The sequence below is a fragment of the Streptomyces bullii genome, assembly GCF_042657145.1.
Classification (GTDB): Bacteria; Actinomycetota; Actinomycetes; order Streptomycetales; family Streptomycetaceae; genus Streptomyces; species Streptomyces bullii.
Genome location: NZ_JBHSNY010000003.1, coordinates 617,963 through 639,804, shown reverse-complemented (window position 1 = coordinate 639,804; position 21,842 = coordinate 617,963). Strand labels below are relative to the sequence as shown.

General features: G+C 72.0%; 17 protein-coding genes and 1 pseudogene. 4 read left to right on the top strand and 14 right to left on the bottom strand.

The annotated features are described in order from the left end of the window. Window positions 1-73 precede the first annotated feature (73 nt). From ACFPZJ_RS10870 to bldG, 5 genes are all read right to left on the bottom strand, one after another. Complete coding sequence (locus ACFPZJ_RS10870) at window positions 74-1,594, bottom strand: DUF7059 domain-containing protein (protein ID WP_381019942.1); 1,521 nt, start codon at window positions 1,592-1,594, stop codon at window positions 74-76. Between the two features lie 109 nt (window positions 1,595-1,703). After that, window positions 1,704-2,291, bottom strand: coding sequence for a small secreted protein (locus ACFPZJ_RS10865; RefSeq protein WP_381019940.1), 588 nt, complete (start codon window positions 2,289-2,291; stop codon window positions 1,704-1,706). 196 nt (window positions 2,292-2,487) lie between these two features. Next, on the bottom strand, window positions 2,488-4,893 hold the full coding sequence (locus ACFPZJ_RS10860) for a sodium-translocating pyrophosphatase (protein ID WP_381019938.1): 2,406 nt from the start codon (window positions 4,891-4,893) through the stop codon (window positions 2,488-2,490). A 308-nt stretch (window positions 4,894-5,201) separates the two neighbouring features. Continuing rightward, window positions 5,202-5,633 (bottom strand): ATP-binding protein, encoded by a 432-nt coding sequence (locus ACFPZJ_RS10855; protein ID WP_381019936.1) that lies wholly within the window; start codon window positions 5,631-5,633, stop codon window positions 5,202-5,204. A gap of 149 nt (window positions 5,634-5,782) precedes the next feature. Beyond that, window positions 5,783-6,124, bottom strand: coding sequence for an anti-sigma factor antagonist BldG (bldG, locus tag ACFPZJ_RS10850; protein WP_003991900.1), 342 nt, complete (start codon window positions 6,122-6,124; stop codon window positions 5,783-5,785). 79 nt (window positions 6,125-6,203) lie between these two features. Between bldG and ACFPZJ_RS10845 the strand changes: the two genes are divergently transcribed. Beyond that, a complete protein-coding gene (locus ACFPZJ_RS10845; protein ID WP_381019934.1) occupies window positions 6,204-8,882 on the top strand; it encodes a DEAD/DEAH box helicase in 2,679 nt (892 codons plus the stop codon). On the opposite strand, the pseudogene ACFPZJ_RS10840 reads toward ACFPZJ_RS10845, so the two are convergent. From ACFPZJ_RS10840 to ssd, 7 genes and pseudogenes are all read right to left on the bottom strand, one after another. Further along, window positions 8,818-9,156: pseudogene (locus ACFPZJ_RS10840) on the bottom strand (Rv3654c family TadE-like protein); the annotation flags it as partial. The gene ACFPZJ_RS10845 and the pseudogene ACFPZJ_RS10840 sit on opposite strands and share 65 nt — an antisense overlap. Before the next feature lie 143 nt (window positions 9,157-9,299). After that, window positions 9,300-9,698: a TadE family type IV pilus minor pilin gene (locus ACFPZJ_RS10835; RefSeq protein ID WP_381019932.1), complete on the bottom strand. Its 399-nt coding sequence runs from the start codon at window positions 9,696-9,698 to the stop codon at window positions 9,300-9,302. Continuing rightward, complete coding sequence (locus tag ACFPZJ_RS10830; protein ID WP_381019930.1) at window positions 9,685-9,894, bottom strand: DUF4244 domain-containing protein; 210 nt, start codon at window positions 9,892-9,894, stop codon at window positions 9,685-9,687. The genes ACFPZJ_RS10835 and ACFPZJ_RS10830 overlap by 14 nt, the downstream gene beginning before the upstream one ends. A gap of 125 nt (window positions 9,895-10,019) precedes the next feature. Next, the gene (locus ACFPZJ_RS10825) at window positions 10,020-10,811 is read right to left on the bottom strand and encodes a type II secretion system F family protein (RefSeq protein WP_381019928.1); all 792 of its coding nucleotides are present in this window, start codon (window positions 10,809-10,811) and stop codon (window positions 10,020-10,022) included. Continuing rightward, entirely contained in the window at window positions 10,808-11,680 is an 873-nt protein-coding gene (locus ACFPZJ_RS10820; RefSeq protein WP_381019927.1) for a type II secretion system F family protein, read from the bottom strand. Before ACFPZJ_RS10820 ends, ACFPZJ_RS10825 begins: the two co-directional genes overlap by 4 nt. After that, the gene (locus ACFPZJ_RS10815; protein WP_381019925.1) at window positions 11,664-12,866 is read right to left on the bottom strand and encodes a TadA family conjugal transfer-associated ATPase; all 1,203 of its coding nucleotides are present in this window, start codon (window positions 12,864-12,866) and stop codon (window positions 11,664-11,666) included. Before ACFPZJ_RS10815 ends, ACFPZJ_RS10820 begins: the two co-directional genes overlap by 17 nt. Further along, window positions 12,863-13,987: a septum site-determining protein Ssd gene (gene ssd / locus ACFPZJ_RS10810; protein WP_381019924.1), complete on the bottom strand. Its 1,125-nt coding sequence runs from the start codon at window positions 13,985-13,987 to the stop codon at window positions 12,863-12,865. The genes ACFPZJ_RS10815 and ssd overlap by 4 nt, the downstream gene beginning before the upstream one ends. Before the next feature lie 560 nt (window positions 13,988-14,547). On the opposite strand from ssd, the gene ACFPZJ_RS10805 reads away from it, so the two are divergent. Beyond that, a complete protein-coding gene (locus tag ACFPZJ_RS10805; protein ID WP_381019923.1) occupies window positions 14,548-15,381 on the top strand; it encodes an HAD family hydrolase in 834 nt (277 codons plus the stop codon). 361 nt (window positions 15,382-15,742) lie between these two features. Here the strand turns inward: ACFPZJ_RS10805 and ACFPZJ_RS10800 are convergent, their stop codons facing one another. Further along, entirely contained in the window at window positions 15,743-16,600 is an 858-nt protein-coding gene (locus ACFPZJ_RS10800; protein WP_381019921.1) for a Fic family protein, read from the bottom strand. 101 nt (window positions 16,601-16,701) lie between these two features. Between ACFPZJ_RS10800 and ACFPZJ_RS10795 the strand changes: the two genes are divergently transcribed. Continuing rightward, window positions 16,702-17,682: an ATP-binding protein gene (locus tag ACFPZJ_RS10795; protein ID WP_381019919.1), complete on the top strand. Its 981-nt coding sequence runs from the start codon at window positions 16,702-16,704 to the stop codon at window positions 17,680-17,682. A gap of 40 nt (window positions 17,683-17,722) precedes the next feature. Here the strand turns inward: ACFPZJ_RS10795 and ACFPZJ_RS10790 are convergent, their stop codons facing one another. Continuing rightward, window positions 17,723-18,997, bottom strand: a complete 1,275-nt coding sequence (locus ACFPZJ_RS10790) for a polysaccharide deacetylase family protein (RefSeq protein WP_381019918.1) — start codon at window positions 18,995-18,997, stop codon at window positions 17,723-17,725. A 297-nt stretch (window positions 18,998-19,294) separates the two neighbouring features. Here ACFPZJ_RS10790 and ACFPZJ_RS10785 point away from each other — a divergent pair, with 297 nt between their 5' ends. Beyond that, window positions 19,295-21,691 carry a bifunctional SulP family inorganic anion transporter/carbonic anhydrase gene (locus tag ACFPZJ_RS10785; protein ID WP_381019917.1) on the top strand — a complete coding sequence of 799 codons (2,397 nt, stop codon included), beginning with the start codon at window positions 19,295-19,297 and terminating at the stop codon, window positions 21,689-21,691. Window positions 21,692-21,842 lie beyond the last annotated feature (151 nt).

Here is a 21,842-nt window from a genome sequence, read left to right as displayed (position 1 = left end):
GTCCAAATCGGCTCGATTTTTCCGGGGGCTCGCCCCGAAGGCGCGCCCGCAGGCCCGGGCGCGGCCTCGGATGTCAGCCGGCGGGCTCCAGGAACCCCTGCTCCACCAGCAGCCGGATCTGCGCCGGGGTGCGGTCGCGCAGCAGCACCGGGTCCTCGCCGATCAGCTGGGCGATGGCGTCCAGGATCCGGCCCGCGCTCATCGTGCCGTCGCACACGCCCGCGAAGCCCGCGCCGACCGTGTCCACCTTGGTGGCCCGGCGCATGCCGCGGTTCTGCCGCAGCACCACGTGCTCGGGGTCCTCGGCGCCGGGCAGCCCGACCTGCTCCTGGACGACCTCGGCCGCGAGCCGGAAGTGCGCCTCCAGCAGAGCGGCGTCGTCGTGCGCCCGCAGGTAGTCGAGCCGGTCGAAGTGCGCGCGGACCGCGTCACCGAGCGGTTGCTCGACCGGATGCGGCCATTCCTCCGTGGTGATGGACGGCGCGGTGGAGTCCGTTCTGCGCAGCGTGATCCATCCGAAGCCGACGGCCTTCACCTTGCGCGCCTCGAACTCGTCGAGCCACGCGTCGTACCGTGCCTGGTACTCGGCCACGTCGCCGCGGTGGTCGCCGGCGTCCCGCAGCCACAGCTCGGCGTACTGGTTGATGTCCTGCACCTCGCGCTGCACGATCCAGGCGTCGCAGCCGCGCGGCACCCATGACCTGACCCTGTCCTGCCAGTCCTCCCCTTCCACGTGCTGCCAGTTGGCGAGGAACTGCGCGAACCCGCCCTCGCTCAGCCGTCCCCCCGCCCCCTGAACGAGCGAGCGGCACAGATCGTCCCCGCCCATGCCGCCGTCGCGGTAGGTGAGCCGGGCGCCGGGAGAGATCACGAACGGCGGGTTCGAGACGATCAGGTCGTACGTCTCGTCCTCCCCGAGCGGCTCGAACAGCGAGCCCTCGCGCAGGTCGGCGGCCGGGGCGCCGGACAGCGCCAGGGTGAGCGCCGTGATGTGCAGTGCGCGCGGGTTGACGTCGGTCGCCGTCACACGGGTGGCGTGCCGCGCGGCGTGCAGCGCCTGGATGCCGGATCCGGTGCCCAGGTCGAGGGCGGCGGCGACGGGCGTACGGACGGTGATCCCGGCCAGCGTCGTGGACGCGCCGCCGACCCCGAGGACGACCCGGTCGTCCCGCTTGCCGATCCCACCGGCGCCGCCGACCGCGCAGCCCAGGTCGGAGACGATGAACCAGTCCTCGCCGCCGGGTCCGCCGTACGGCCGGACGTCCACGGTGGAGGCGAGCTCGTCCGTGCCCACGCGCACCAGCCAGCCGCTCTCCAGGCACGCGTCCACGGGCAGGACGTCCGCCACGCGCGCGTGCGGCACCGGCTGTTGCAGCAGGAACAGCCGGACGAGCATCTCCAGCGGCGTGTCCCCGCGGGTCGCCCGGAGCGCGGGCACGGTCTCGCTCCGCGCGAGCGCCGCGTACGCCGGGGCGCCGAGCAGTTCGAGCAGTCCGTCGGCGGTGAAGGAGGCCCCGAGCAGCGCGTCCCGGAGCCGGGCGGCGACGTCGAGGCGGTCGGAGGAGGGCAGAGGAGACAGGCTGGCGTTACTCACGCTCCCATTCTCGCCGCACACGACGGCCAGGCCCCGGTACGCGCGCGTACCGGGGCCTTTTTCCGTTGCTGCCGGAGCGGTCCGTGCCGGCCTGCTCCCGGCGCGCCTCTCAGCTCCCGGTGGCCGGCGACGAGCCGGCGGCCGCCTGGCAGCTGGCCTGCTTCTGCATCGCCTGGCCGACGTCGCCCTCTTCCAGCGTCTTGAGGGCGTCGTTGCCGCTCTTGCTGAGCTTGTCCAGTTCGGCGGCGATGTTCTTGAGCCCGTCGGCGAACTTCGCCTGGTCCTTGGTGTTGAGCGCGTCGACCTGCTTCTGCAGGGACGCGTAGGACGAGGAGATGCCGTCGAGCTCCTTCACGGCGTCCTTCTGCTTCTTCTCGCCGTTCTCGACGTCGGGCGCACCGGCCTTCCGCACGGCGTCGCCGATCGCCTTGTAGGCGGCGGACATGTCCCCGAAGGCCTGCGAGTCGGTCTTCTGGACTTCTTCCGGCGTGCTGTTGTCCGAGGTCTCCTTCTGGATCGCGGCGTTGGCGGCCGCGATCTTCTTGGCCTGCGGCTGCACCGCGTCGCAGACCTGCTTCGCCCAGGAGTTCAGCTTCTCGTTGTCGTCGCCGCCGCATCCCGACAGCGCCAGTACCAGTACCGCACCGCCGGACAGTGCGGCCGCGAGCTTCTTGTTCACCGGTTTGGTCCCTTCCATGGCTCTCTCGGCCCCGGAACATACACGCCAGATGGGCGACAACCGCACGTCGATAGACTATTAAGACCTTTTTGTAACCATTTGCACCAAGAGAGAGAAGGCTCACGGAGAGGGCGCTCCCAGACGCGGTGCGGGCGGGCGGCGCACCAACGCGCGCCGCCCGCCCGCACCTTGAGCTGGAGCTTGTCCCGGGGCTCTACGAAACCACCGCGGCATCGGCCGACTTGGACTTCCGTTCGGCGTTGTCCTCGTCACCCACGGCGATGCCGCGCCGCTTGGAGACGTAGACGGCGCCGACGATCACGACGAACGCCAGCGCCGCGATCGTGATCCGTACGCCGATGCTCTTGTCGGCGCCGTAGGAGAACTTGATCACCGCGGGCGCGATGAGCAGCGACACCAGGTTCATGACCTTCAGCAGCGGGTTGATCGCCGGGCCGGCGGTGTCCTTGAAGGGGTCGCCGACCGTGTCGCCGATGACCGTGGCGGCGTGGGCCTCGCTGCCCTTGCCGCCGTGGTGGCCGTCCTCGACGAGCTTCTTGGCGTTGTCCCAGGCGCCGCCGGAGTTGGCGAGGAAGACCGCCATCAGCGTGCCCGCGCCGATCGCGCCCGCCAGATACGCGCCCAGCGGGCCGACACCGAGCGTGAACCCGATGAAGATCGGCGCCATGACGGCGAGCAGACCGGGTGTGGCCAGCTCCCGCAGGGCGTCCTTGGTGCAGATGTCGACAACCTTGCCGTACTCCGGTTTCTCGCTGTAGTCCATGATCCCGGGCTTCTCACGGAACTGCCGCCGCACCTCGAAGACCACCGAACCCGCCGACCGCGACACCGCGTTGATCGCCAGCCCCGAGAAGAGGAAGACGACCGCCGCGCCCGCGACGAGTCCGACGAGGTTGTTGGGCTGCGAGATGTCCATCATCAGGCTCATCGGGGCGCCCGGCCCGGACAGTTGTTCGCCCACTTCCCGCGCGCCGGTGATGATCGCGTCGCGGTACGAACCGAACAGCGCCGCCGCCGCGAGCACGGCGGTGGCGATGGCGATGCCCTTGGTGATGGCCTTGGTGGTGTTGCCTACGGCGTCCAGGTTCGTGAGCACCTGCGCGCCCGCGCCCTCGACGTCGCCGGACATCTCCGCGATGCCCTGCGCGTTGTCGGAGACCGGCCCGAAGGTGTCCATCGCGACGATCACGCCGACCGTGGTGAGCAGGCCGGTGCCGGCCAGGGCCACCGCGAACAGCGCCAGCATGATCGACGTACCGCCGAGCAGGAACGCCCCGTAGACGCCGAGGCCGATCAACAGGGCTGTGTAGACGGCCGATTCCAGACCGACGGAGATACCGGCGAGGACGACGGTGGCCGGGCCGGTGAGCGAGGTCTTGCCGATGTCCTTGACGGGCCGCCGGCTGGTCTCGGTGAAGTAGCCCGTCAGTTGCTGGATCAGCGCGGCGAGCACGATGCCGATGGCCACCGCGACGAGCGCGAAGATCCGCGGGTCTCCGTCCCTGCCCGTGATCGCCGCGTCGGTGACGCCGTCGAGTTCGGAGTACTTCCCAGGGAGGTAGACGAAGACGGCCACCGCCACCAGCACGAGCGAGATCACCGCGGAGATGAAGAACCCGCGGTTGATGGCGCTCATGCCGCTGCGGTCGGCGCGCCGCGGCGCCACCGCGAAGATGCCGATCATCGCGGTGATCACACCGATCGCCGGCACGAGCAGCGGGAAGCCGAGCCCGGCGTCACCGAAGGCCGCCGAACCCAGGATCAGGGCGGCGACCAGGGTCACGGCGTACGACTCGAACAGGTCGGCCGCCATCCCCGCGCAGTCGCCGACGTTGTCGCCCACGTTGTCGGCGATGGTCGCGGCATTGCGCGGATCGTCCTCCGGAATGCCCTGCTCGACCTTGCCGACCAGGTCGGCGCCGACGTCGGCGGCCTTGGTGAAGATGCCGCCGCCGACCCTCATGAACATCGCGATCAGCGCCGCGCCGAGGCCGAAACCCTCCAGCACCTTCGGCGCGTCGGCCGCGTACACCAGCACCACGCAGGAGGCGCCCAGCAGGCCGAGCCCCACCGTGAACATGCCGACGACGCCGCCCGTGCGAAATGCGATCTTCATCGCTTTGTGCGAGACGGTGGTGAGATCCTTTTCCGGCTCGCCCGCCGCCGGCGTCGCTTCGCGCGCCGCCGCGGCGACCCGCACATTGCTGCGCACGGCGAGCCACATGCCGATATAACCGGTGGCCGCCGAGAACGCCGCGCCGATCAAGAAGAACACCGACCGTCCGGCACGCTGATTCCAGTCGTCCGCGGGCAGCAGCATGAGCAGGAAGAACACCAGGACGGCGAATACGCCGAGCGTGCGCAGCTGACGGGCCAGATAGGCGTTGGCGCCCTCCTGGACCGCTGCCGCGATCTTCTTCATGCTGTCGGTGCCCTCGCCGGCCGCGAGTACCTGGCGCACCAGGATGCCCGCGACCACGAGCGCCGCCAGAGCCACGACCGCGATGACCGCCACGAGCACGCGGTTGTCATCGGTCAGCACGGCGGCCGCGAGGTCTGTGGAGTGGCCCGAGTGATCTGAGATGGAAAGCCCCGCCATTCGTCCTCCTTGACGCTTGGGCTGAGCTCAAGATGTGGACGGGATTGTAGGTACCGGAACCTGATCAAAACAGTGCGCGATAATTCGAATTGGCCGTCCCGGTAATGCCCCTGAAGCATTCCCGCACGGCTTGCTGATCGCTTATTGAGCACACGACTGATCGCGATGGGGCACACGATTGATCGTGAACGAATTCACGCAATGCAGCGCACAGGAACCACTGTAAACGCGGGTACTGACACCCGCACATGACGAAGGGCCCCACGGGTGGGGCCCTTCGTCAAAAGCAGTGCGTGCGGGTGGCCGGGTCAGACCAGAATCGTCGGCGGCGGCGTGGTCGGCCAGGTCATACGGATCTGTCCGCCGTTCTCCCCGGTGGTGACCTCGACGTCGTCCACCAGACCGCTGATCACCGCGAGGCCCATCTCGTCCTCGTCGACCTCCACGTCCCCGTCACCATGCCCGGAGGCCGGGTCACCGGGGACAGCGTGCGGCGCCTCGTCACCGACCTCGATGGAGAACTGTTTCTCCTCCTCGATCAGCAGCACCTTCACCGGCGCCGAGACGCCGCTGGTCTGGTGCAGCCCGACGGCCCGGGAGCAGGCCTCACCGACGGCCAGCCTGACCTCGTCGAGGACGGCCTCGTCCACTCCGGCCCTGCGCGCCACCGCTGCCGCCACCAGACGGGCGGTCCGGACGTGCTCGGGCAGCGCGCTGAAGCGGAGCTCAACGGTGGCCATGCATCCCCCTCGCAACTTCGGGCGTGCTGTCGGAAGGCCGGGCCGCCGAAAGCCCGGCCCCCCTCGTTCCTCACTGGTGCCGACGTCTCGCCGAGCTTCTCCTCGCCGCACTTCGGCAGCCCCGGGCCGCACGGGCCCGGGGCCGGTGGTCAGTCGGTCGCCGCCACCGCTTCCTCGACCGAGGTGTGGATCGGAAACACCTTGGTGAGGCCGGTGATGCGGAAGATCTTCAGAATGCGCTCCTGGTTGCAGACCAGGCGCAGGGAGCCCTCATGGGCACGCACGCGCTTCAGGCCGCCGACCAGCACGCCGAGGCCGGTGGAGTCGAGGAAGTCCACACCTTCCATGTCGACGACAAGGTGGAAACTGCCGTCGTTCACCAGCTCGACCAGCTGCTCGCGCAGCTTGGGCGCGGTATATACGTCGATTTCGCCACCGACCCTGACGATCGTGCGATCGCCCATGGTCTCGGTCGACAGGGACAGGTCCACGGATCCTCCAGCACCTTGCTATCGAGCGGTCGCCCTTGGGGCATCTCGGCTTCGGCCCCTGGACGGTTCGCCAGCCGCGATGGCATTCAATCACTTACCGGCAGGCGTGCACGACGCCTTGGCCCCATTGTCCGTCACGCCAGTGACACACTCGGTGCCGATGGCCAAGAATCACCGATCCGATCGACCCCCGACGGACCCCGCGTCCCGACCCGCGCCGGGCGCGGTCCTGGACCGGCTCGCCTCCGGGCCGAGCCGGGCTGCGCGCATTACTCATACGGAGCACTTGCCCCCGCGTGAGGGTCGCCATGCCGTCTGGCCGGACCGGATCCGCGCCGAGGTCATCGCCGCCGTGCGGGCCGCGGGTGTCGAGCACCCCTGGGCCCACCAGGCACGCGCGGCCGAACACGCCCTGAACGGCGAGTCGGTCGTCGTCGCGACCGGCACGGCCTCGGGCAAATCCCTGGCGTACCTGGTCCCGGTCCTGTCGACGCTGCTGGACGGCGCCGAGGCCCCGAACGGCCGCGGCGCGACCGCCCTGTACCTCGCTCCCACGAAGGCCCTTGCGGCGGACCAGTGCCGGTCCGTGAAGAGACTTTCACAGCCGTTGGGCCATTCGGTGCGTTCCGCGGTCTACGACGGCGACACTCCGTTCGAGGAACGCGAGTGGATCCGCCAGTACGCCACCTACGTCCTGACCAACCCGGACATGCTGCACCGCGGCATCCTGCCTTCCCACCCCCGCTGGTCCTCCTTCCTGAAGTCGCTGAAGTACGTCGTCATCGACGAGTGCCACACCTACCGGGGCGTCTTCGGCTCGCACGTCGCCCAGGTGCTGCGCCGGCTGCGCCGCCTGTGCGCCCGCTACGGCGCCTCGCCCGTGTTCCTGCTGGCCTCCGCGACCGCGGCGGAGCCCGCCGTGGCCGCCCGCCGCCTGACCGGCCTGCCGGTCGTGGAGGTCGCCGACGACGCCTCCCCACGCGGTGAACTGGTGTTCGCCCTCTGGGAACCGCCGCTGACCGAACTGGAGGGCGAGAAGGGCGCCCCCGTCCGCCGCACGGCCACCGCCGAAGCCGCCGACCTGCTGACCGACCTGACCGTGCAGGGGATGCGCTCGATCGCCTTCATCCGCTCCCGGCGCGGCGCCGAGCTGATCTCCGTCATCGCCCAGGAACGCCTCGCCGAGGTCGACCGATCCCTGGCCCGGCGCGTGGCGGCCTACCGGGGCGGCTACCTCCCGGAGGAGCGCCGCGCCCTGGAACGCGCCCTGCACTCCGGCGAACTGCTGGGCCTCGCCGCGACCAACGCTCTCGAACTCGGCATCGACATCTCCGGCCTCGACGCGGTCGTCATCGCGGGCTATCCGGGCACGCGCGCGTCCCTGTGGCAGCAGGCGGGCCGGGCCGGACGGGCCGGGCAGGGCGCTCTCGCCGTCCTGGTGGCCCGCGACGACCCGCTGGACACCTTCCTCGTCCACCACCCGGAGGCCCTGTTCGACCGGCCCGTGGAATCCACGGTCCTCGACCCCGACAACCCGTACGTGCTCGCCCCCCACCTGTGCGCGGCGGCCGCGGAGGTGCCGCTCACGGACGAGGACCTGGAACTGTTCGGCCCGGCCTGTGCCGAGCTGCTGCCGCAGCTGGAGGCCGCCAAGCTGCTGCGCCGCCGCGCGAAGGCCTGGCACTGGACCCGCCGGGAGCGGGCCGCCGACCTGACCGACATCCGCGGCGAGGGCGGCCGGCCGGTCCAGGTCGTGGAGGCCGGGACCGGTCGACTCCTGGGCACGGTCGACGCGGGCGCCGCGCACTCGACGGTGCACGAGGGCGCGGTGCACCTCCATCAGGGCCGTTCGTACCTCGTGCGGTCACTGGACCTGGAGGACTCCGTCGCCCTCGTGGAGGAGGCCAACCCGCCGTACTCCACCGTCGCCCGCGACACCACGTCGATCTCCGTCCTGGAGACGGACATCGAGGTCCCGTGGGGCGAGGGCCGCCTGTGCTACGGCTCCGTCGAGGTCACCAACCAGGTCGTCTCCTTCCTCCGCAGGCGGCTCATCACCGGTGAGGTGCTGGGCGAGACCAAGCTCGACCTCCCTCCTCGTACGCTGCGCACCCGCGCGGTGTGGTGGACGGTCACCGAGGACCAGCTGGACCGGGCCCGGATCAACCCGGAGATCCTCGGCGGCGCCCTGCACGCCGCCGAACACGCCTCGATCGGCATGCTGCCCCTGTTCGCGACCTGTGACCGGTGGGACATCGGCGGCGTGTCGATCCCGCTGCATCCCGACACGCTCCTGCCCACCGTCTTCGTGTACGACGGCCACCCGGGCGGCGCGGGCTTCGCGGAGCGCGCCTTCCACACCGCCCGCGCCTGGCTCGCGGCTACCCGCGAGGCCATCGCCTCCTGCGAGTGCGACGCCGGCTGCCCGTCGTGCATCCAGTCCCCCAAGTGCGGCAACGGCAACGATCCGCTGCACAAGAGGGGCGCCGTACGCCTGCTCACGGTGCTGCTGGAGGGAGCGCCGAAGGACGAGGCGACGGAGGAGCGGGCGACGGCTGTGCGGGGCCAGGGGAAGCCGTCGGCAGGGAACCCCCAGGGACAAGGGGAGCCGCCCGCTGAAAGCCCGCAGGGCCGGGGGAGGCCGCCGGTGGGTCGCCCTCTAGACCAGGGGACGCCGTCGGCAGGGGACCCTCAGGACCCGGCGGGGGAACCCGCTCCGTCGGGTCCGCGGGCCCCGCAGGACCCGCCCGGGCCCTGACCTGCGCGGCGAACGGCCCCCGTCCCCACGCCGCCGTCACGTCGGAGACGTCCCCGTCGAGCGCGCACCGTACGAGCCGTGCGCCCTGGGCCCGGGCCACCCGTTCGGCCCGGGCGCAGGCCTCCGTCTGGCCCCGCGCCCAGTGGTCCGCCGCCGCGAGTGCCGCGAGATCCGCGCCACCGGCCGCGCGGTGTCGGGTGACGACGGCCTGCCCCAGGGCGAGGACGACACCGAAGACGACGCACAGCACGGCGATGGCTCCTACGCTCCACACGGTGGCGGAGCCACGGTCGGACCGCGCTGCCGCCCACCGGGACCGCCGGGTGGGCGGCGCGGGGTCCGGACGCCGTCCGGCGGTCGCCGGCCCGCGGCCGGTACCCGCAACGCCGGACGGCCACCACCGCGCCAGACCGCCCTTCACGCCCCCTCCCCCGCCGTCTCCGCCGACTGGACCAACTGGGCCGCCTCGGCCGCCTCGACCGACGCCACAGCCTCCTCACGGACCTCGAAGGGCAGACCGTGCAGCACCGGCGGCTCGGCGACCACGACCACGCGGACGCGGTCCTCCTCCCGGCTGACCGTGACCTTCGCACCCGGCGGTGCCACCTGGCGGGTCACTTCGACGACCGCGTCGGCCGGGTCCTGTCGGGCCGCCGCACGGGCGCCCGTCCGCGCCGCGTCGACGCACTGGATCTGGGCGGCCACGACCAGCAGCCCCCACACCAGCGACGCGACGAACAGCACCAGCACGGGCAGCACCACGGCCGACTCCGCCGTCACGAACCCCCGATCCGCGCCTCGCTCACACCTGCGCATCGAGTGCCTGCTTCACGATGTTCTGCAGCTCGGCGCTGACCGTGCCGCTGGTGACCACCTTGTAGAGCACCACGGCGAACGCCACCGCCGCCACGATGCCCATCGCGTACTCGGAGGTCACCATTCCCGCGTCCCTCCGCGCCGCGCGCATCCCGCACACCAGGGCACGCATCCGTGCCCGTACCGCCTGATACATCCCAACCCCCGTATGGAAGAGTCCTTGGACTGCCTACATGTCGCTGACTGCGACGTGTCGCTGACTACTGCTTCCTGCTGACTGCTGCTGACTGCTCACCTGTCGCCCCGTCTCCCGCGCCCCCGTCATCCACCACCCCCTCCCAACGCCCCGCCCGCCAGTCCGATCACCACCGGCAGTACCCCGACCGCGATGAACGCGGGCAGGAAGCACAACCCCACTGGGGCGGTGACCAGGACGGAGGCTCGTCGGGCCCGTGCCGTGGCGGTACGGCCCCACTCGGCGCGGGCCTCGGCGGCGAGCCGTGCGACCGGTGTGGCGGCCGGCAGCCCGGACACGTCGGCCCTCTCCAGCAGCCGGGCCAGAGGTCCGGCGCCCGGTGTCCCGGCCAGCCGCCGCCAGGCCGCTCCGGGTTCGCCCCCGAGCCGTACTTCCGCCGCGCCCCGGGCCAGTGCGTTGCCGACGGGACCGCCCAGCGCCTCCCCGACGGCCTGTGCGGCGATCACCGGACCGGCCCCCGCCGCGATGCAGGCGGCGAGCAGGTCGGCAGCCAGGGGCAGTTGACGGGCCGCCTCGGCGTCGTCGCGGTTCCGTGCGTCCGCCCCGGTGGCCGCCCGCCGCAGTCGCCACCGCCACAGCGCGACCGCGACCACCAGCCCGACGGCGACTCCCGCGAGGCCGCCGGCCAGCACCCACCCGGCGCACGCCACACCCACCAGGGGCAGCCACCGCCGCGCGGCAGCGCGCACCGCACGACGCGGAACGGCAGCCCTCGTCATCTCCCGGGCCAGCACTTCGGCCAGTCGTCGCCGCGCTCGTCGCTCCCGCCGCGCCGCCGCCAGCCACCGTGCCGCCCATCCGAGCAGCAGCACCACCCCCAGGGCCGTCCCCAGCCTGTGGACAAGTTCCCCGCTCACGCCGCCGCCTCCGCTCCCCGCACGATGCGCAGCGCCCACCACAGCCCCACACCCTCCAGCACGCCGCCGACCAGCAGACAGCCCAGGCCTGCTCCGGTGTGCAGCAGCACGCGCAACGGGTCGACGCCGAGAGCGGCGCCGATGAGGAGGCCGAGGGCCGGCAGCCCGGCGAGCATGACGGCCGTGGCGCGAGCGCCCGCCAACTGGGCGCGCAGGTCGGCGCGTTGGTCACGCTCGGTGCGCAACGCCGCTTCGAGCCGGTCCAGCCCGGCGGCGAGCCCGGCGCCCTGGTCCACGGCCACCCGCCAGCACGCGGCGAGACCCCGCAGCCCATCGGCGCCCGGTTGCCGTGCCGCGGCCGCGAGCGCGCCCGGCACGTCCCCGCCGAACCGCGCCGCCGCCAGGACCGCCGCCTGCCCGTCACCGAGCCCGTCGGAGTCGCGCGCGGCACGCAGCAGTGCCTCGCCCGGCTGCCGTCCGGCCCGCACCTCCCCGGCGAGCGCCCCGCACAGCGTGATCACCGCGTCGCCCCGGCGCTCCCGGGCGCGCCGTGCCTGACGGGCGAGCCGGGCCCGGCGCAGCAGCGGCACCCCGGCCGCCCCCGCGACGACCGGCAGCACCGACGCGCCCAGCACCGCCAGCACCAGCCCGGCCGCCAGCGCCCACCACTCGGCCCGCAGCCGTCCACGGATCCGTCGCAGCCCGTCGGTCGCCTGCTGCCATGCGGGCGGCCCGCTGCCGACCGCACCACCGCCCGCGAGAAGCAACCGCGCCCGCCGGGCCCCGGACTGCTGCCCGCCCAGCAGGCAGACCGCAGCCCCCAGGCAGGCCACGAACGCCCCCATCGACACCTCAGCCGTTCCGTCCATCTCCCCGTCCCCCTTCACAGCCGTCCTCGCCAAGCAGCCCCCGCAGCCGCTCCCATCCCCGCTCGTACGCGAACGCCTCCGCGCCCCAGCGCAACGCAGGCACCGTCCTCACCAACCCCGACGGGTCCCGCTCCAGCACGTGCACCTCGGCGATCCGCCGCCGCCCGGCCCGGTCGCGCACCAGGTGCAGGACCACCGACAGCGCGGCCGCCATCTGGCTGTGCAGTGCGGCCCGGTCGAGCCCGGCGGCCGTTCCGAGGGCCTCCAGCCGGGCGGGGACGTCGGCGGCCGCGTTGGCGTGCACGGTGCCGCAACCGCCCTCGTGGCCGGTGTTCAACGCGGCCAGCAGATGGACCACCTCGGGGCCGCGCACCTCGCCCACGACCAGCCGGTCCGGCCGCATCCGCAGCGCCTGCCGTACGAGGTCCTGGAGGGTGACCAGTCCGGCGCCCTCCTGGTTGGCGGGTCTGGTCTCCAGGCGCACGACGTGCGGATGGTCCGGCCGCAGTTCGGCCGAGTCCTCGGCGAGGACGACGCGTTCGTCCGGGGCGACGAGCCCCAGCAGCGCGCTCAGCAGTGTCGTCTTGCCGCTGCCTGTCCCGCCGCTGATGAGGAACGACAGCCGGGCCCGCAGCAGCGCCCGCAGCACACGGTCCCCGCCCGGCGGCACCGTGCCCGCCGCCACCAGCTCACCGAGGGTGAAGGCGCGTGGCCGTACGACGCGCAACGACAGGCAGGTGCAGCCGACCGCGACCGGCGGCAGCACCGCGTGCAGCCTGGTGCCGTCGGGCAGCCGGGCGTCCACCCACGGCCGGGCGTCGTCGAGCCGGCGTCCGGCCACGGCGGCCAGCCGCTGTGCGAGGCGTCGTACGGCCGCCGCGTCCGGGAAGGACACGCCGGTCAGCTCCAGCCCGCGGCCCCGGTCCACCCAGACCCGGTCCGGGGCCGACACCAGCACGTCGGTCACCGAGGGATCGGCCAGCAGCGGCTCCAGTGGCCCGCTGCCGACCAGTTCGGAGCGCAGCTGCTCGGCGGCACCGAGCACCTCCGCGTCCCCGAGCACCCGCCCCTGCTCGCGCAGGGCCTGCGCCACGCGCGCGGGTGTCGGCTCGGCCCCGCTCTCGGCCAGCCACTGCCGCACCCCGTCGAGCAGCCCGGCACCATCTCCCAGTGCGTACCCGCTCATGCGCTGCCCGCCTCGACGAGCGCCCGCTCCCAGAACTCCTTGCAGAACCGCGCCAGCGGTCCCCGCGCCGCTCCGGGCGGCTGCCCGCCGCCGTTCGGGCGCAGCAGCCCGGCCTCGACGGGCACCTCGCCCGCCAGGGGCAGTCCGAGCAGCCGGGCCACCTCACGGTCGTCGAGGCCGGGCGCGTACGGCCCGCGGACCGCCACCCGCAGGTCGCGCAGGACCATGCCGGCTGCGGAGGCGACACGGCCCGCCGCCGCGACGGCGCGCAGTTCGGCGGGCACCACCAGCAGCCCCAGGTCCAGCTGGGTGAGGATCTCGGCGACCCCGTCGTCGATGCGGCGCGGCAGGTCGACGACGACCGTGCCGCCCCGGCGCCGGGCCGCCGCGAGCACGGCGCGCACGGCCTGCGGCGGTACGGCGACGCAGTCTCCGCGATCCCAGCTGAGCACCCGCAGCGAGTGCAGTTCGGGCAGCGACTCCTCCAGGGCGCCACCGCCGACCCGGCCGCGTGAGGCGGCGAACGCGGGCCAGCGCAGCCCCTCGGCCGTCTCACCACCGAGGAGTACGTCGAGTCCGCCGCCCAGCGGATCGGCGTCCACCAGGAGGGTGCGCAGTCCCTCACGCGCGGAGGTGACGGCGAGCGCGCACGCGAGCGTGGACGCTCCGGCCCCGCCGCGCCCGCCGATGACGCCGACGGTGAGGGCGGGCCTGCCGACGCCTTCGGCGACGTCGGCGATGCGGTCGACCAGCCACTGTTCGCCGTCGGGCAGCATCAGGACGTGGTCGGCGCCGATCTCGACCGCCCGCCGCCATACCCCGGAGTCGTCCTGGTCGCGTCCGACCAGCACCACTCCGCGCCGGCGTGCGGCCCCGCGCACGCGCCGGGCGGCGTCGTCGCCGACCAGGACGAGCGGCGCGGCCTCCCAGCGGCCTCTGGGCTCCGGCACCCCGTGGTGGACCTCGGGTGTGGCGCCGGCCGCCGCGCACAGGCGCAGCAGGTCGTCGAGGAGTTCGGCGTCCTCGGTGACGATCAGCGGTCCGCTCTGCCGCCCCGGGGCGGCGGGCGGCGGATCGTGAGTGACGGGTCCGGACACGGTCTGCGTCCCCCTTCGCTGCATCTCTCGCGCAGCCCCTGCGGCCCCGCGATTCCCAAACGTGTGAAGAACCGGCAAGCGGTCTCCATATGAGCGGCCGACGGAAACCGGCCATACGCGCACCGACAAACGGAACCGGTAAGGAACTCGCCGCGAGCGGGGCGCGCTGGTATCACGGTGCAGCGATCCCGGAAATCGTGTGGATCTTGGTGGATAACTGTGGACGGCCCGGCGGTTGTGAATATCGCCATCACCCATACCGGTGACGCCGCCGCTCCCCCTGTGCGACTTCCGCAGAGCAGTCCGACGGATACGCACAGTGACGGATCATGGGCAGCGCGAAGCGACGGACCGCAGCCGCCGCAGAGCGGCACGTCGCCCGTGCGATGAAGGAGAAAACCCACCCGGACATGCGACGACCCCCGCCGGGGGGGAGAGCGGGGGTCGTCCCCACGGCCGACTCGGGGGGGGAGGAGTCGGACCGGGTTAGCACGGTCGCGAACGATCCGTGACTTCCATGGTGTACCCGAGAGCCCTCTCAGGCAAACCCACGCGCCCCACCTTACGCCGAATGGGCTGCCCCTATGCTCAAGGACGTGGAAAACCACTCCTTGCCCCGCACAGCGGCCTTCTTTGATCTGGACAAGACGGTCATTGCGAAGTCGAGCACGCTCACGTTCAGCAAGTCGTTCTACCAAGGCGGCCTGATCAACCGCAGGGCCGTCCTGCGTACCGCATATGCCCAGTTCGTCTTCCTCGCCGGCGGCGCCGACCACGAGCAGATGGAGCGGATGCGCGCGTACCTGTCCGCGCTGTGCCGCGGCTGGAACGTCCGGCAGGTCAAGGAGATCGTCGCCGAGACCCTGCACGACCTGATCGACCCGATCATCTACGACGAGGCCGCCTCGCTCATCGAGGAGCACCACACCGCCGGCCGCGACGTCGTGATCGTGTCCACGTCCGGCGCCGAGGTCGTGGAGCCGATCGGTGAGCTGCTCGGCGCCGACCGCGTCGTGGCGACCCGCATGGTCGTGGGCGACGACGGCTGCTTCACCGGGGAGGTGGAGTACTACGCGTACGGCCCGACGAAGGCCGAGGCGATCAGGGAGCTGGCCGCCTCCGAGGGATACGACCTGTCCCGCTGCTACGCCTACAGCGACTCGGCGACCGACCTGCCGATGCTGGAGTCCGTAGGCCATCCCCACGCCGTGAACCCGGACCGCGCGCTGCGCAGGGAGGCACTCGCGCGTGGCTGGCCGATCCTGGACTTCCACCGGCCGGTCCGTCTCAAGCAGCGCTTCCCGGCGTTGTCCGTGCCACCGCGTCCGGTTCTCGTCGCCGCCGCCGCGATAGGCGCCGCGGCGGCCACGGCGGGCCTCGTCTGGTACGCCAACCGGCGCCGGGCGCCCGTCGCCTGACCTGGGGGTCCGTTGACCGCCCCTTTGAAGGCAAAAGTAAAGAAGCGCAGTCAGGGGTTCCGCTTGCTCCGGTTCCGGAGTACAAAGGACTCAACGGCCCGCGAGACCAAGGACATCCGAGAGGATCACCTTCAAAACGCAATTGGCCCACGGACCGAGCATGAACACCGGGCACCCACGCGACGTCGACCCGTCGATTACGGGCCAGCCGCACCAGGTGACGGGCAAAGTCCCCGACCTGATGGGCACATATCGAGGACGCTTGGTAACTCGGTGGACATGCCAGCGGCGGTACGAGTTCTCGTACCGCCGCATTTCTGCGCGGGCCCCCATGGGGGCCTTTGTCACGTGCCCGAGTGCGTCATGCCGCCCCGCGCTGCAGCGCCTCACACACCGCCGTGGACTCGCGTGCGCCCAGCTCGACCGCCCTGCCGCAGTGCGCGATCCAGGCGGCCATGCCTTCCGCAGTGCCGGAGACGTATCCGTCGAGAGCGCTCAGGTAGGCCTCGCGCCCCAGTTCGGCGTGGCCCACCTCGGCCGGGCAGACCGACTTCGGGTCGAGACCGCTGCCCACCAGGACGATGCGTTCGGCCGTACGCGCGACCAGGCCGTTGTGGGAGGCGAAGGGTCGCAGCGCCAGCAGTTCGCCGTGCACGACGGCGGCCGTCACCAGGGCGGGGGCCGAACCGCCCGCGATGATCAGCTCGGCGAGGCCGTCCAGCCGGCCGTGCATTTCCGCCGCGTCCGGCAGTGGCAGCCCGACCAACGGCTCGTCGACGGGCTCCCCCTCCCGCCGGGGCCGCCCGACGTGGTCGGCCTTGTCCGCCGCCGCCACCAGATGCAGTCGGGCCAGCACTCTGAGGGGTGACTGCCGCCAGATGGACAGCAGTTGGCCCGCTTCGGCCGTCAGCCTGAGGGCCGCGCCCATGACGCGCGCTTCGTCGTCGGCGCCGAAGTCGGTACGCCGACGCACCTCCTCCAGACCCCAGTCGGCGCCGGACAGCGCCGCCGAGCCGCGGGCGCCGCGCAGCGCCGCCTCGGAGGTGATCTCGTTGCTGCGGCGCCGCATGATCCGGTGCCCGTAGACCCGGTCCACGGCCTTGCGTACGGACTCCACGGACTCGGCCACGCCGGGCAGCGAGCCCAGGGCTGCGAGGGGGTCCCCCGAGCTCTTCCGAGAGCCTGGGGAAGGATCGGCGGTCGCGCCTGTCGTACTCATGAGTACGACCCTACGCACCCGGAGCCCCCGCCCCACGAAGGAGTGGTCTTCTTCACGCACGCGTGCCACGTACAGCCATCACCCCGCTACGCTTGGTGAACATGAAAATTGCTTTCGTGGGGAAGGGCGGCAGCGGAAAGACGACCCTGTCCTCCCTGTTCGTCCGCCATCTCGCGGCCGTCGGCGCACCGGTCGTCGCGATCGACGCCGACATCAACCAGCACCTGGCAACCGCGCTGGGCCTCGACGAGGCGGAAGCGGCCGCGCTGCCCGCGATGGGCGGCCAGCTGCCGCTGATCAAGAACTACCTGCGCGGCACCAACCCCCGCGTCCCGTCGGCCGAGAGCATGATCAAGACGACACCGCCCGGCGAGGGCTCGCGACTGCTGCGGGTGCGCGAGGACAACCCGGTCTACGACGCCTGCGCCCGGCCGGTGGAACTCGACGGCGGGGCCGTCCGTTTGATGGTCACCGGCCCCTTCACGGACGCCGACCTGGGGGTCGCCTGCTACCACTCCAAGACGGGAGCGGTGGAGCTGTGCCTGAACCACCTGGTGGACGGGCGCGACGAGTACGTCGTGGTCGACATGACGGCGGGCTCGGACTCCTTCGCCTCCGGCTTGTTCACCCGCTTCGACATGACGTTCCTCGTCGCCGAGCCGACCCGGAGGGGGGTGTCCGTCTACCGCCAGTACAAGGAGTACGCCAGGGACTACGGGGTCCTGCTGAAGGTCGTCGGCAACAAGGTGCACGGCCAGGACGACCTCGACTTCCTCCGCGCCGAGGTCGGTGACGACCTGCTGGTGACGGTCGGGCACTCGGACTGGGTACGTGCCATGGAGAAGGGCCGGCCGCCCCGCTTCCACCTCCTGGAGGAGCCCAACCGCCACGCCCTCCAGGTGCTGCGGACGGCCGTCGACGCGACGTACGAGCTGCGCGACTGGGAGCGCTACACGCGCCAGATGGTGCACTTCCACCTGAAGAACGCCCATTCCTGGGGCAACGAGCGCACCGGGACCGACCTGGCGGCCCAGATCGACCCCGGCTTCGTCCTCAGCGAGGCGGTCGCGGCGACAGCCTGACAGACGCCTCGGTGACGTTGCCGTGGCGACCGCCTGACGCTCACCGCTTGGCCGCCGGTGCCCCGGGTGCCCCCTTCGGGGCCGGGGCGGGGCGGGCCGTCAGGAAGGACGCCCAGCCCTGCTTCGGGGCCTCGCCGACCTTCAGGGTGCGCAGCCTCTGCAGCGCGTTCGGGTCCTGGGCGTCCAGCCAGTCCGCGAGTTGCCGGAAGGAGACACAGCGCACCTCGGGCCTGGTGCACACCTGCTCGATGACCTCCTCGACGGCACGCATGTACGTGCCGCCGTTCCAGGACTCGAAGTGGTTGCCGATGATCAGGGGGGCGCGGTTGCCGTCGTAGGCGCGGCGGAAGCCCAGGAGCAGACCGTCCCGCATCTGGTCGCCCCAGAGGTCGTGCTTGGCGGGGTTGCCCTGCGTGGTGGTGCCCGACTGGTTGACCATGAAGTTGTAGTCCATGGTCAGCTGCTCGAAGGAGTGGCCGGGGAACGGCACGAGCTGCATCGACAGGTCCCACAGGCCGTGCTCCTTCTTCGGCCAGACCTGGTTGTTGACGCCGCTGGTGTCGTAGCGGAAGCCCATCTCCCGGGCCGCCTTCATGAAGTTCTGCCGGCCCTCCAGGCAGGGGGTGCGCGCGCCGATGAGCTCCTTGTCGTAGTCGAAGGGCAGGGGGGCCGCCTGCCGCAGGCCCGCGTTGGTCTTCCAGGTCTTCACGAACTGCTTGGCCTGGGTGATCTCGTTCTTCCACTCCTCCACCGACCACTCGCCGACCCCACCGCCCCTGCCGCAGAAGTGGCCGTTGAAGTGGGTGCCGATCTCGTTGCCCTCCAGCCATGCCAGGCGCAGTTGCGTGGCGGTGGCGGCGATGCCCTCGCGGTCGTTGAAGCCGATGTCGGAGCGCCCCGGGGAGTGCTGGGGCGGCCGGTACAGGTCGCGCTTGTCCTCCGGGAGCATGTACACGCCGCTGAGGAAGTACGTCATGGTCGCGTTGTTGGCCTTGGCGACCTGGCGGAAGTGGGAGAAGAGCCGCTGGCCGTCCTCGCCCGCGCCGTCCCAGGAGAACACCACGAACTGCGGCGGCCTCTGGCCGGGTTTGAGGCGCTCGGGTCTCGGCAGATGCGGCTGTGCTCCGGTGTAGGCGGTGGAGCCGTCGCCGATCAGTCGGAACGCGCTCTTCGGCGCCGGGGCCGGTTTCGCCGCCTTGTCCGCGACTTGCCCCCGCTGCCGGGAACCGTCGGAGCCGGACGCACAGCCGGCGAGCGATGCGGCGCAGACCGCGGCGAGCGCGGTTCCCGCGGCGATCCTGTGGGTGGCTGCCATGTTCCGCCCACCTTCTTCCTTCTCTCGGGTGCCGACAGCGCCGCCAAGGTCGCATGGAAGGAAGAAGGAATTACTACGACAAGCCGATTACTTCTCTCCTTCACTCCGGAGGGGGACTTAATAGGCCATTTGCCCGGATTTTCTATGCTCGCCCTTTACTCTGCATTACGATCCGTTTACGGAGAGTTGATGCATCCCGCCGCTGTTACGCCGTGACCCACGGCCGCGACCGAACCCCGCCCGCGAAGCGGGGACCACCAGATCCGCGACCGCGCAGCCCCGGAGGAGACGGGAAACATGTCAGCCTGCATCCCTGCCCCCGACACCGACTCACGTCGGACGGAGCACAGCCACCAGTCCCACAGTCCGCCGCCGACCGGGCCCCGCCGCTTCCGCGTCGCGGGTGCCGACCTGTCGGCCTCGATCGCGGTCTTCCTGATCGCTCTTCCCCTGTCCCTGGGCATCGCCCTGGCCACCGGCGCGCCGCTCCAGGCGGGCCTCGTCGCCGCCGCCGTCGGCGGGCTCGTCGCCGGACGGCTCGGCGGCTCCCCCCTCCAGGTCAGCGGCCCGGCCGCCGGTCTCACCGTGGTCACCGCCGACCTCATCCAGCGCTACGGGTGGCGGACCACGTGCGCCATCACCGTCCTGGCCGGCCTCGCCCAACTGGGGCTGGGCTGCCTGCGGGTGGCGCGTACCGCGCTCGCCGTCAGCCCCGCCATCGTGCACGGCATGCTCGCCGGCATCGGCGTCACCATCGCCGTCGCCCAGTTGCACATCGTCCTCGGCGGCACACCGCAGAGCTCCGTGCCCGACAACCTGCGCGCGCTGCCCGCCCAGTTGGCCGACCTGCATCCGGCGGCCGTGTCGGTGAGCGCCCTGACTCTGGCGCTGCTGCTGCTCTGGCCGCGGCTCCCCGGCCGGGTCGGCAGCGTCCTGCGCACGGTCCCGGCCGCGCTCGTAGCCGTCGCCGGGTCCACCGCGGCCGCCGCGCTGGCCGGCCTGCGCCTGCCCAAGGTCGACCTGCCGTCCTGGAGCAACCACGCGCTGGCCGGGCTGCCCGAGGGCCCCGTGCTCGGTCTCCTCGCGGCGGTGCTCACCACGACACTGGTGTGCAGCGTGCAGTCGCTGCTCGGCGCGGTCGCCGTGGACAAGATGGCGGCCGCACGCCCCGGCCCGCACGTGGCCCGCTCCGACCTGGACCGTGAACTGCTCGGGCAGGGCGCCGCCAACATCGTCTCCGGCACGCTCGGCGGACTGCCCGTCGCCGGCGTGGCCGTACGCAGCACCGCGAATGTCCACGCGGGTGCCGTGAGCCGGAACTCCACCATGCTGCACGGCGTTTTCGTAGTAGCCGCCACGCTGCTGATGGTCCCGCTCCTGGAGCTCATCCCGCTCGCCTCGCTCGCCGCCCTGGTGATGGCCGTCGGCATTCAGATGGTGTCCCTGCACCACATCCGCACGGTGACCCGCCACCGTGAGGTGCTGGTGTACGCGGTCACCACACTCGGTGTGGTGTCCCTCGGCGTCCTGGAGGGCGTCGCCCTCGGCATCGCCGTCGCCGTCGCCGTCGCCCTGCACCGCCTCACCCGCACCCGTATCACGCACGAAGAGAAGGAAGGAGTCCATCACGTACAGGTCAGAGGCCAGTTGACGTTCCTCGCGGTGCCCCGGCTCAGCCGGGCCCTGCATCTCGTACCCCAAGGGACGGACGCCGTCGTGGAGTTGGACGGCTCGTTCATGGACCACGCCGCGTACGAGACACTGCAGGACTGGCAGAACACGCACACCGCGCGGGGCGGCACCGTGGAGATCACCGGCCGGCGTGCGGCGGTGCGGATCGCCGAACCCGCGGCCCTCCACAGCGACGCCCCGCAGGACGGAGCCGACGAGGCCGCCCACTCCGCCGGCTGCCGCTGCCGTCCCTGGACGCCCTGGCGCAACCACCAGTGCGAACGCCCGCAGGCCGCGCCGTCCCTCGAGCGGCATCACGAGGGAGGCGCCCGGTCCGAGACCTCCGCAGCCGGGACCAGCGGGCACGAACTGGCGCGTGGCATCAGCGCGTTCCAGCGCAACACCGCACCCCTGGTGCGTGGCGAGCTGGCCCGGCTGGCGCGTGAGGGACAGCGGCCGTCCCAGCTGTTCCTGACCTGCGCCGACTCACGGCTCGTCACCTCGATGATCACCTCCAGTGGTCCGGGTGACCTGTTCGTCGTGCGCAATGTGGGAAACCTCGTGCCGCTGCCCGGCGAGGAGAGCGGTGACGACTCGGTGGCCGCGGCCATCGAGTACGCGGTGGACGTCCTGCGCGTGCGGTCCATCACGGTGTGCGGGCACTCCGGGTGCGGCGCCATGCAGGCGCTGCTCAGCTCCGACCCGGGGGGCGCGCGGACGCCTCTGAAGCGGTGGCTGCGGCACGGGCTGCCGAGCCTGGAGCGCATGGCCGACGGAAGCCTGCCGTGGGCGCGGCTGGCCGGGCGGGCCCCCGCCGATGCGGTCGAGCAGCTGTGCTTGACCAACGTGGTCCAGCAGTTGGAGCACCTGCGCGCCCACGACTCGGTGGCCCGCGCCCTGCGGGAGGGTGCCCTGGACCTGCACGGGATGTACTTCCACGTGGGCGAGGCCCAGGCGTACCTGCTCACCGAGGCGGACGGGGACCGGGTCTTCGACCGGGTGCGGGCGGGCCTGTCCGCCTGACGCGGGAACGCCTCCGGCGGGTGCGGCCCCGGCCAGGGCGGGACCGCACCGCCGCCTCTCCCGGAGGCCGGGGTGTGAAAGGCGTTACACAGGCTGAACTTCGCCTGGTCGGCGTCCGTGGGTACGGATGACCCGGCCATCAAAGGCACGA

Excerpts from the sequence above, each read along its gene's own strand:
- ACFPZJ_RS10865 (WP_381019940.1), bottom strand. The coding sequence starts at position 2,291 with ATGGAAGGGACCAAACCGGTGAACAAGAAGCTCGCGGCCGCACTGTCC.
- ACFPZJ_RS10860 (WP_381019938.1), bottom strand. The coding sequence starts at position 4,893 with ATGGCGGGGCTTTCCATCTCAGATCACTCGGGCCACTCCACAGACCTC.
- ACFPZJ_RS10855 (WP_381019936.1), bottom strand. The coding sequence starts at position 5,633 with ATGGCCACCGTTGAGCTCCGCTTCAGCGCGCTGCCCGAGCACGTCCGG.
- ACFPZJ_RS10845 (WP_381019934.1), top strand. The coding sequence starts at position 6,204 with ATGGCATTCAATCACTTACCGGCAGGCGTGCACGACGCCTTGGCCCCA.
- ACFPZJ_RS10835 (WP_381019932.1), bottom strand. The coding sequence starts at position 9,698 with ATGCGCAGGTGTGAGCGAGGCGCGGATCGGGGGTTCGTGACGGCGGAG.
- ACFPZJ_RS10830 (WP_381019930.1), bottom strand. The coding sequence starts at position 9,894 with ATGTATCAGGCGGTACGGGCACGGATGCGTGCCCTGGTGTGCGGGATG.
- ACFPZJ_RS10820 (WP_381019927.1), bottom strand. The coding sequence starts at position 11,680 with ATGGACGGAACGGCTGAGGTGTCGATGGGGGCGTTCGTGGCCTGCCTG.
- ACFPZJ_RS10815 (WP_381019925.1), bottom strand. The coding sequence starts at position 12,866 with ATGAGCGGGTACGCACTGGGAGATGGTGCCGGGCTGCTCGACGGGGTG.
- ssd (WP_381019924.1), bottom strand. The coding sequence starts at position 13,987 with ATGCAGCGAAGGGGGACGCAGACCGTGTCCGGACCCGTCACTCACGAT.
- ACFPZJ_RS10805 (WP_381019923.1), top strand. The coding sequence starts at position 14,548 with ATGCTCAAGGACGTGGAAAACCACTCCTTGCCCCGCACAGCGGCCTTC.
- ACFPZJ_RS10800 (WP_381019921.1), bottom strand. The coding sequence starts at position 16,600 with ATGAGTACGACAGGCGCGACCGCCGATCCTTCCCCAGGCTCTCGGAAG.
- ACFPZJ_RS10795 (WP_381019919.1), top strand. The coding sequence starts at position 16,702 with ATGAAAATTGCTTTCGTGGGGAAGGGCGGCAGCGGAAAGACGACCCTG.
- ACFPZJ_RS10790 (WP_381019918.1), bottom strand. The coding sequence starts at position 18,997 with ATGGCAGCCACCCACAGGATCGCCGCGGGAACCGCGCTCGCCGCGGTC.
- ACFPZJ_RS10785 (WP_381019917.1), top strand. The coding sequence starts at position 19,295 with ATGTCAGCCTGCATCCCTGCCCCCGACACCGACTCACGTCGGACGGAG.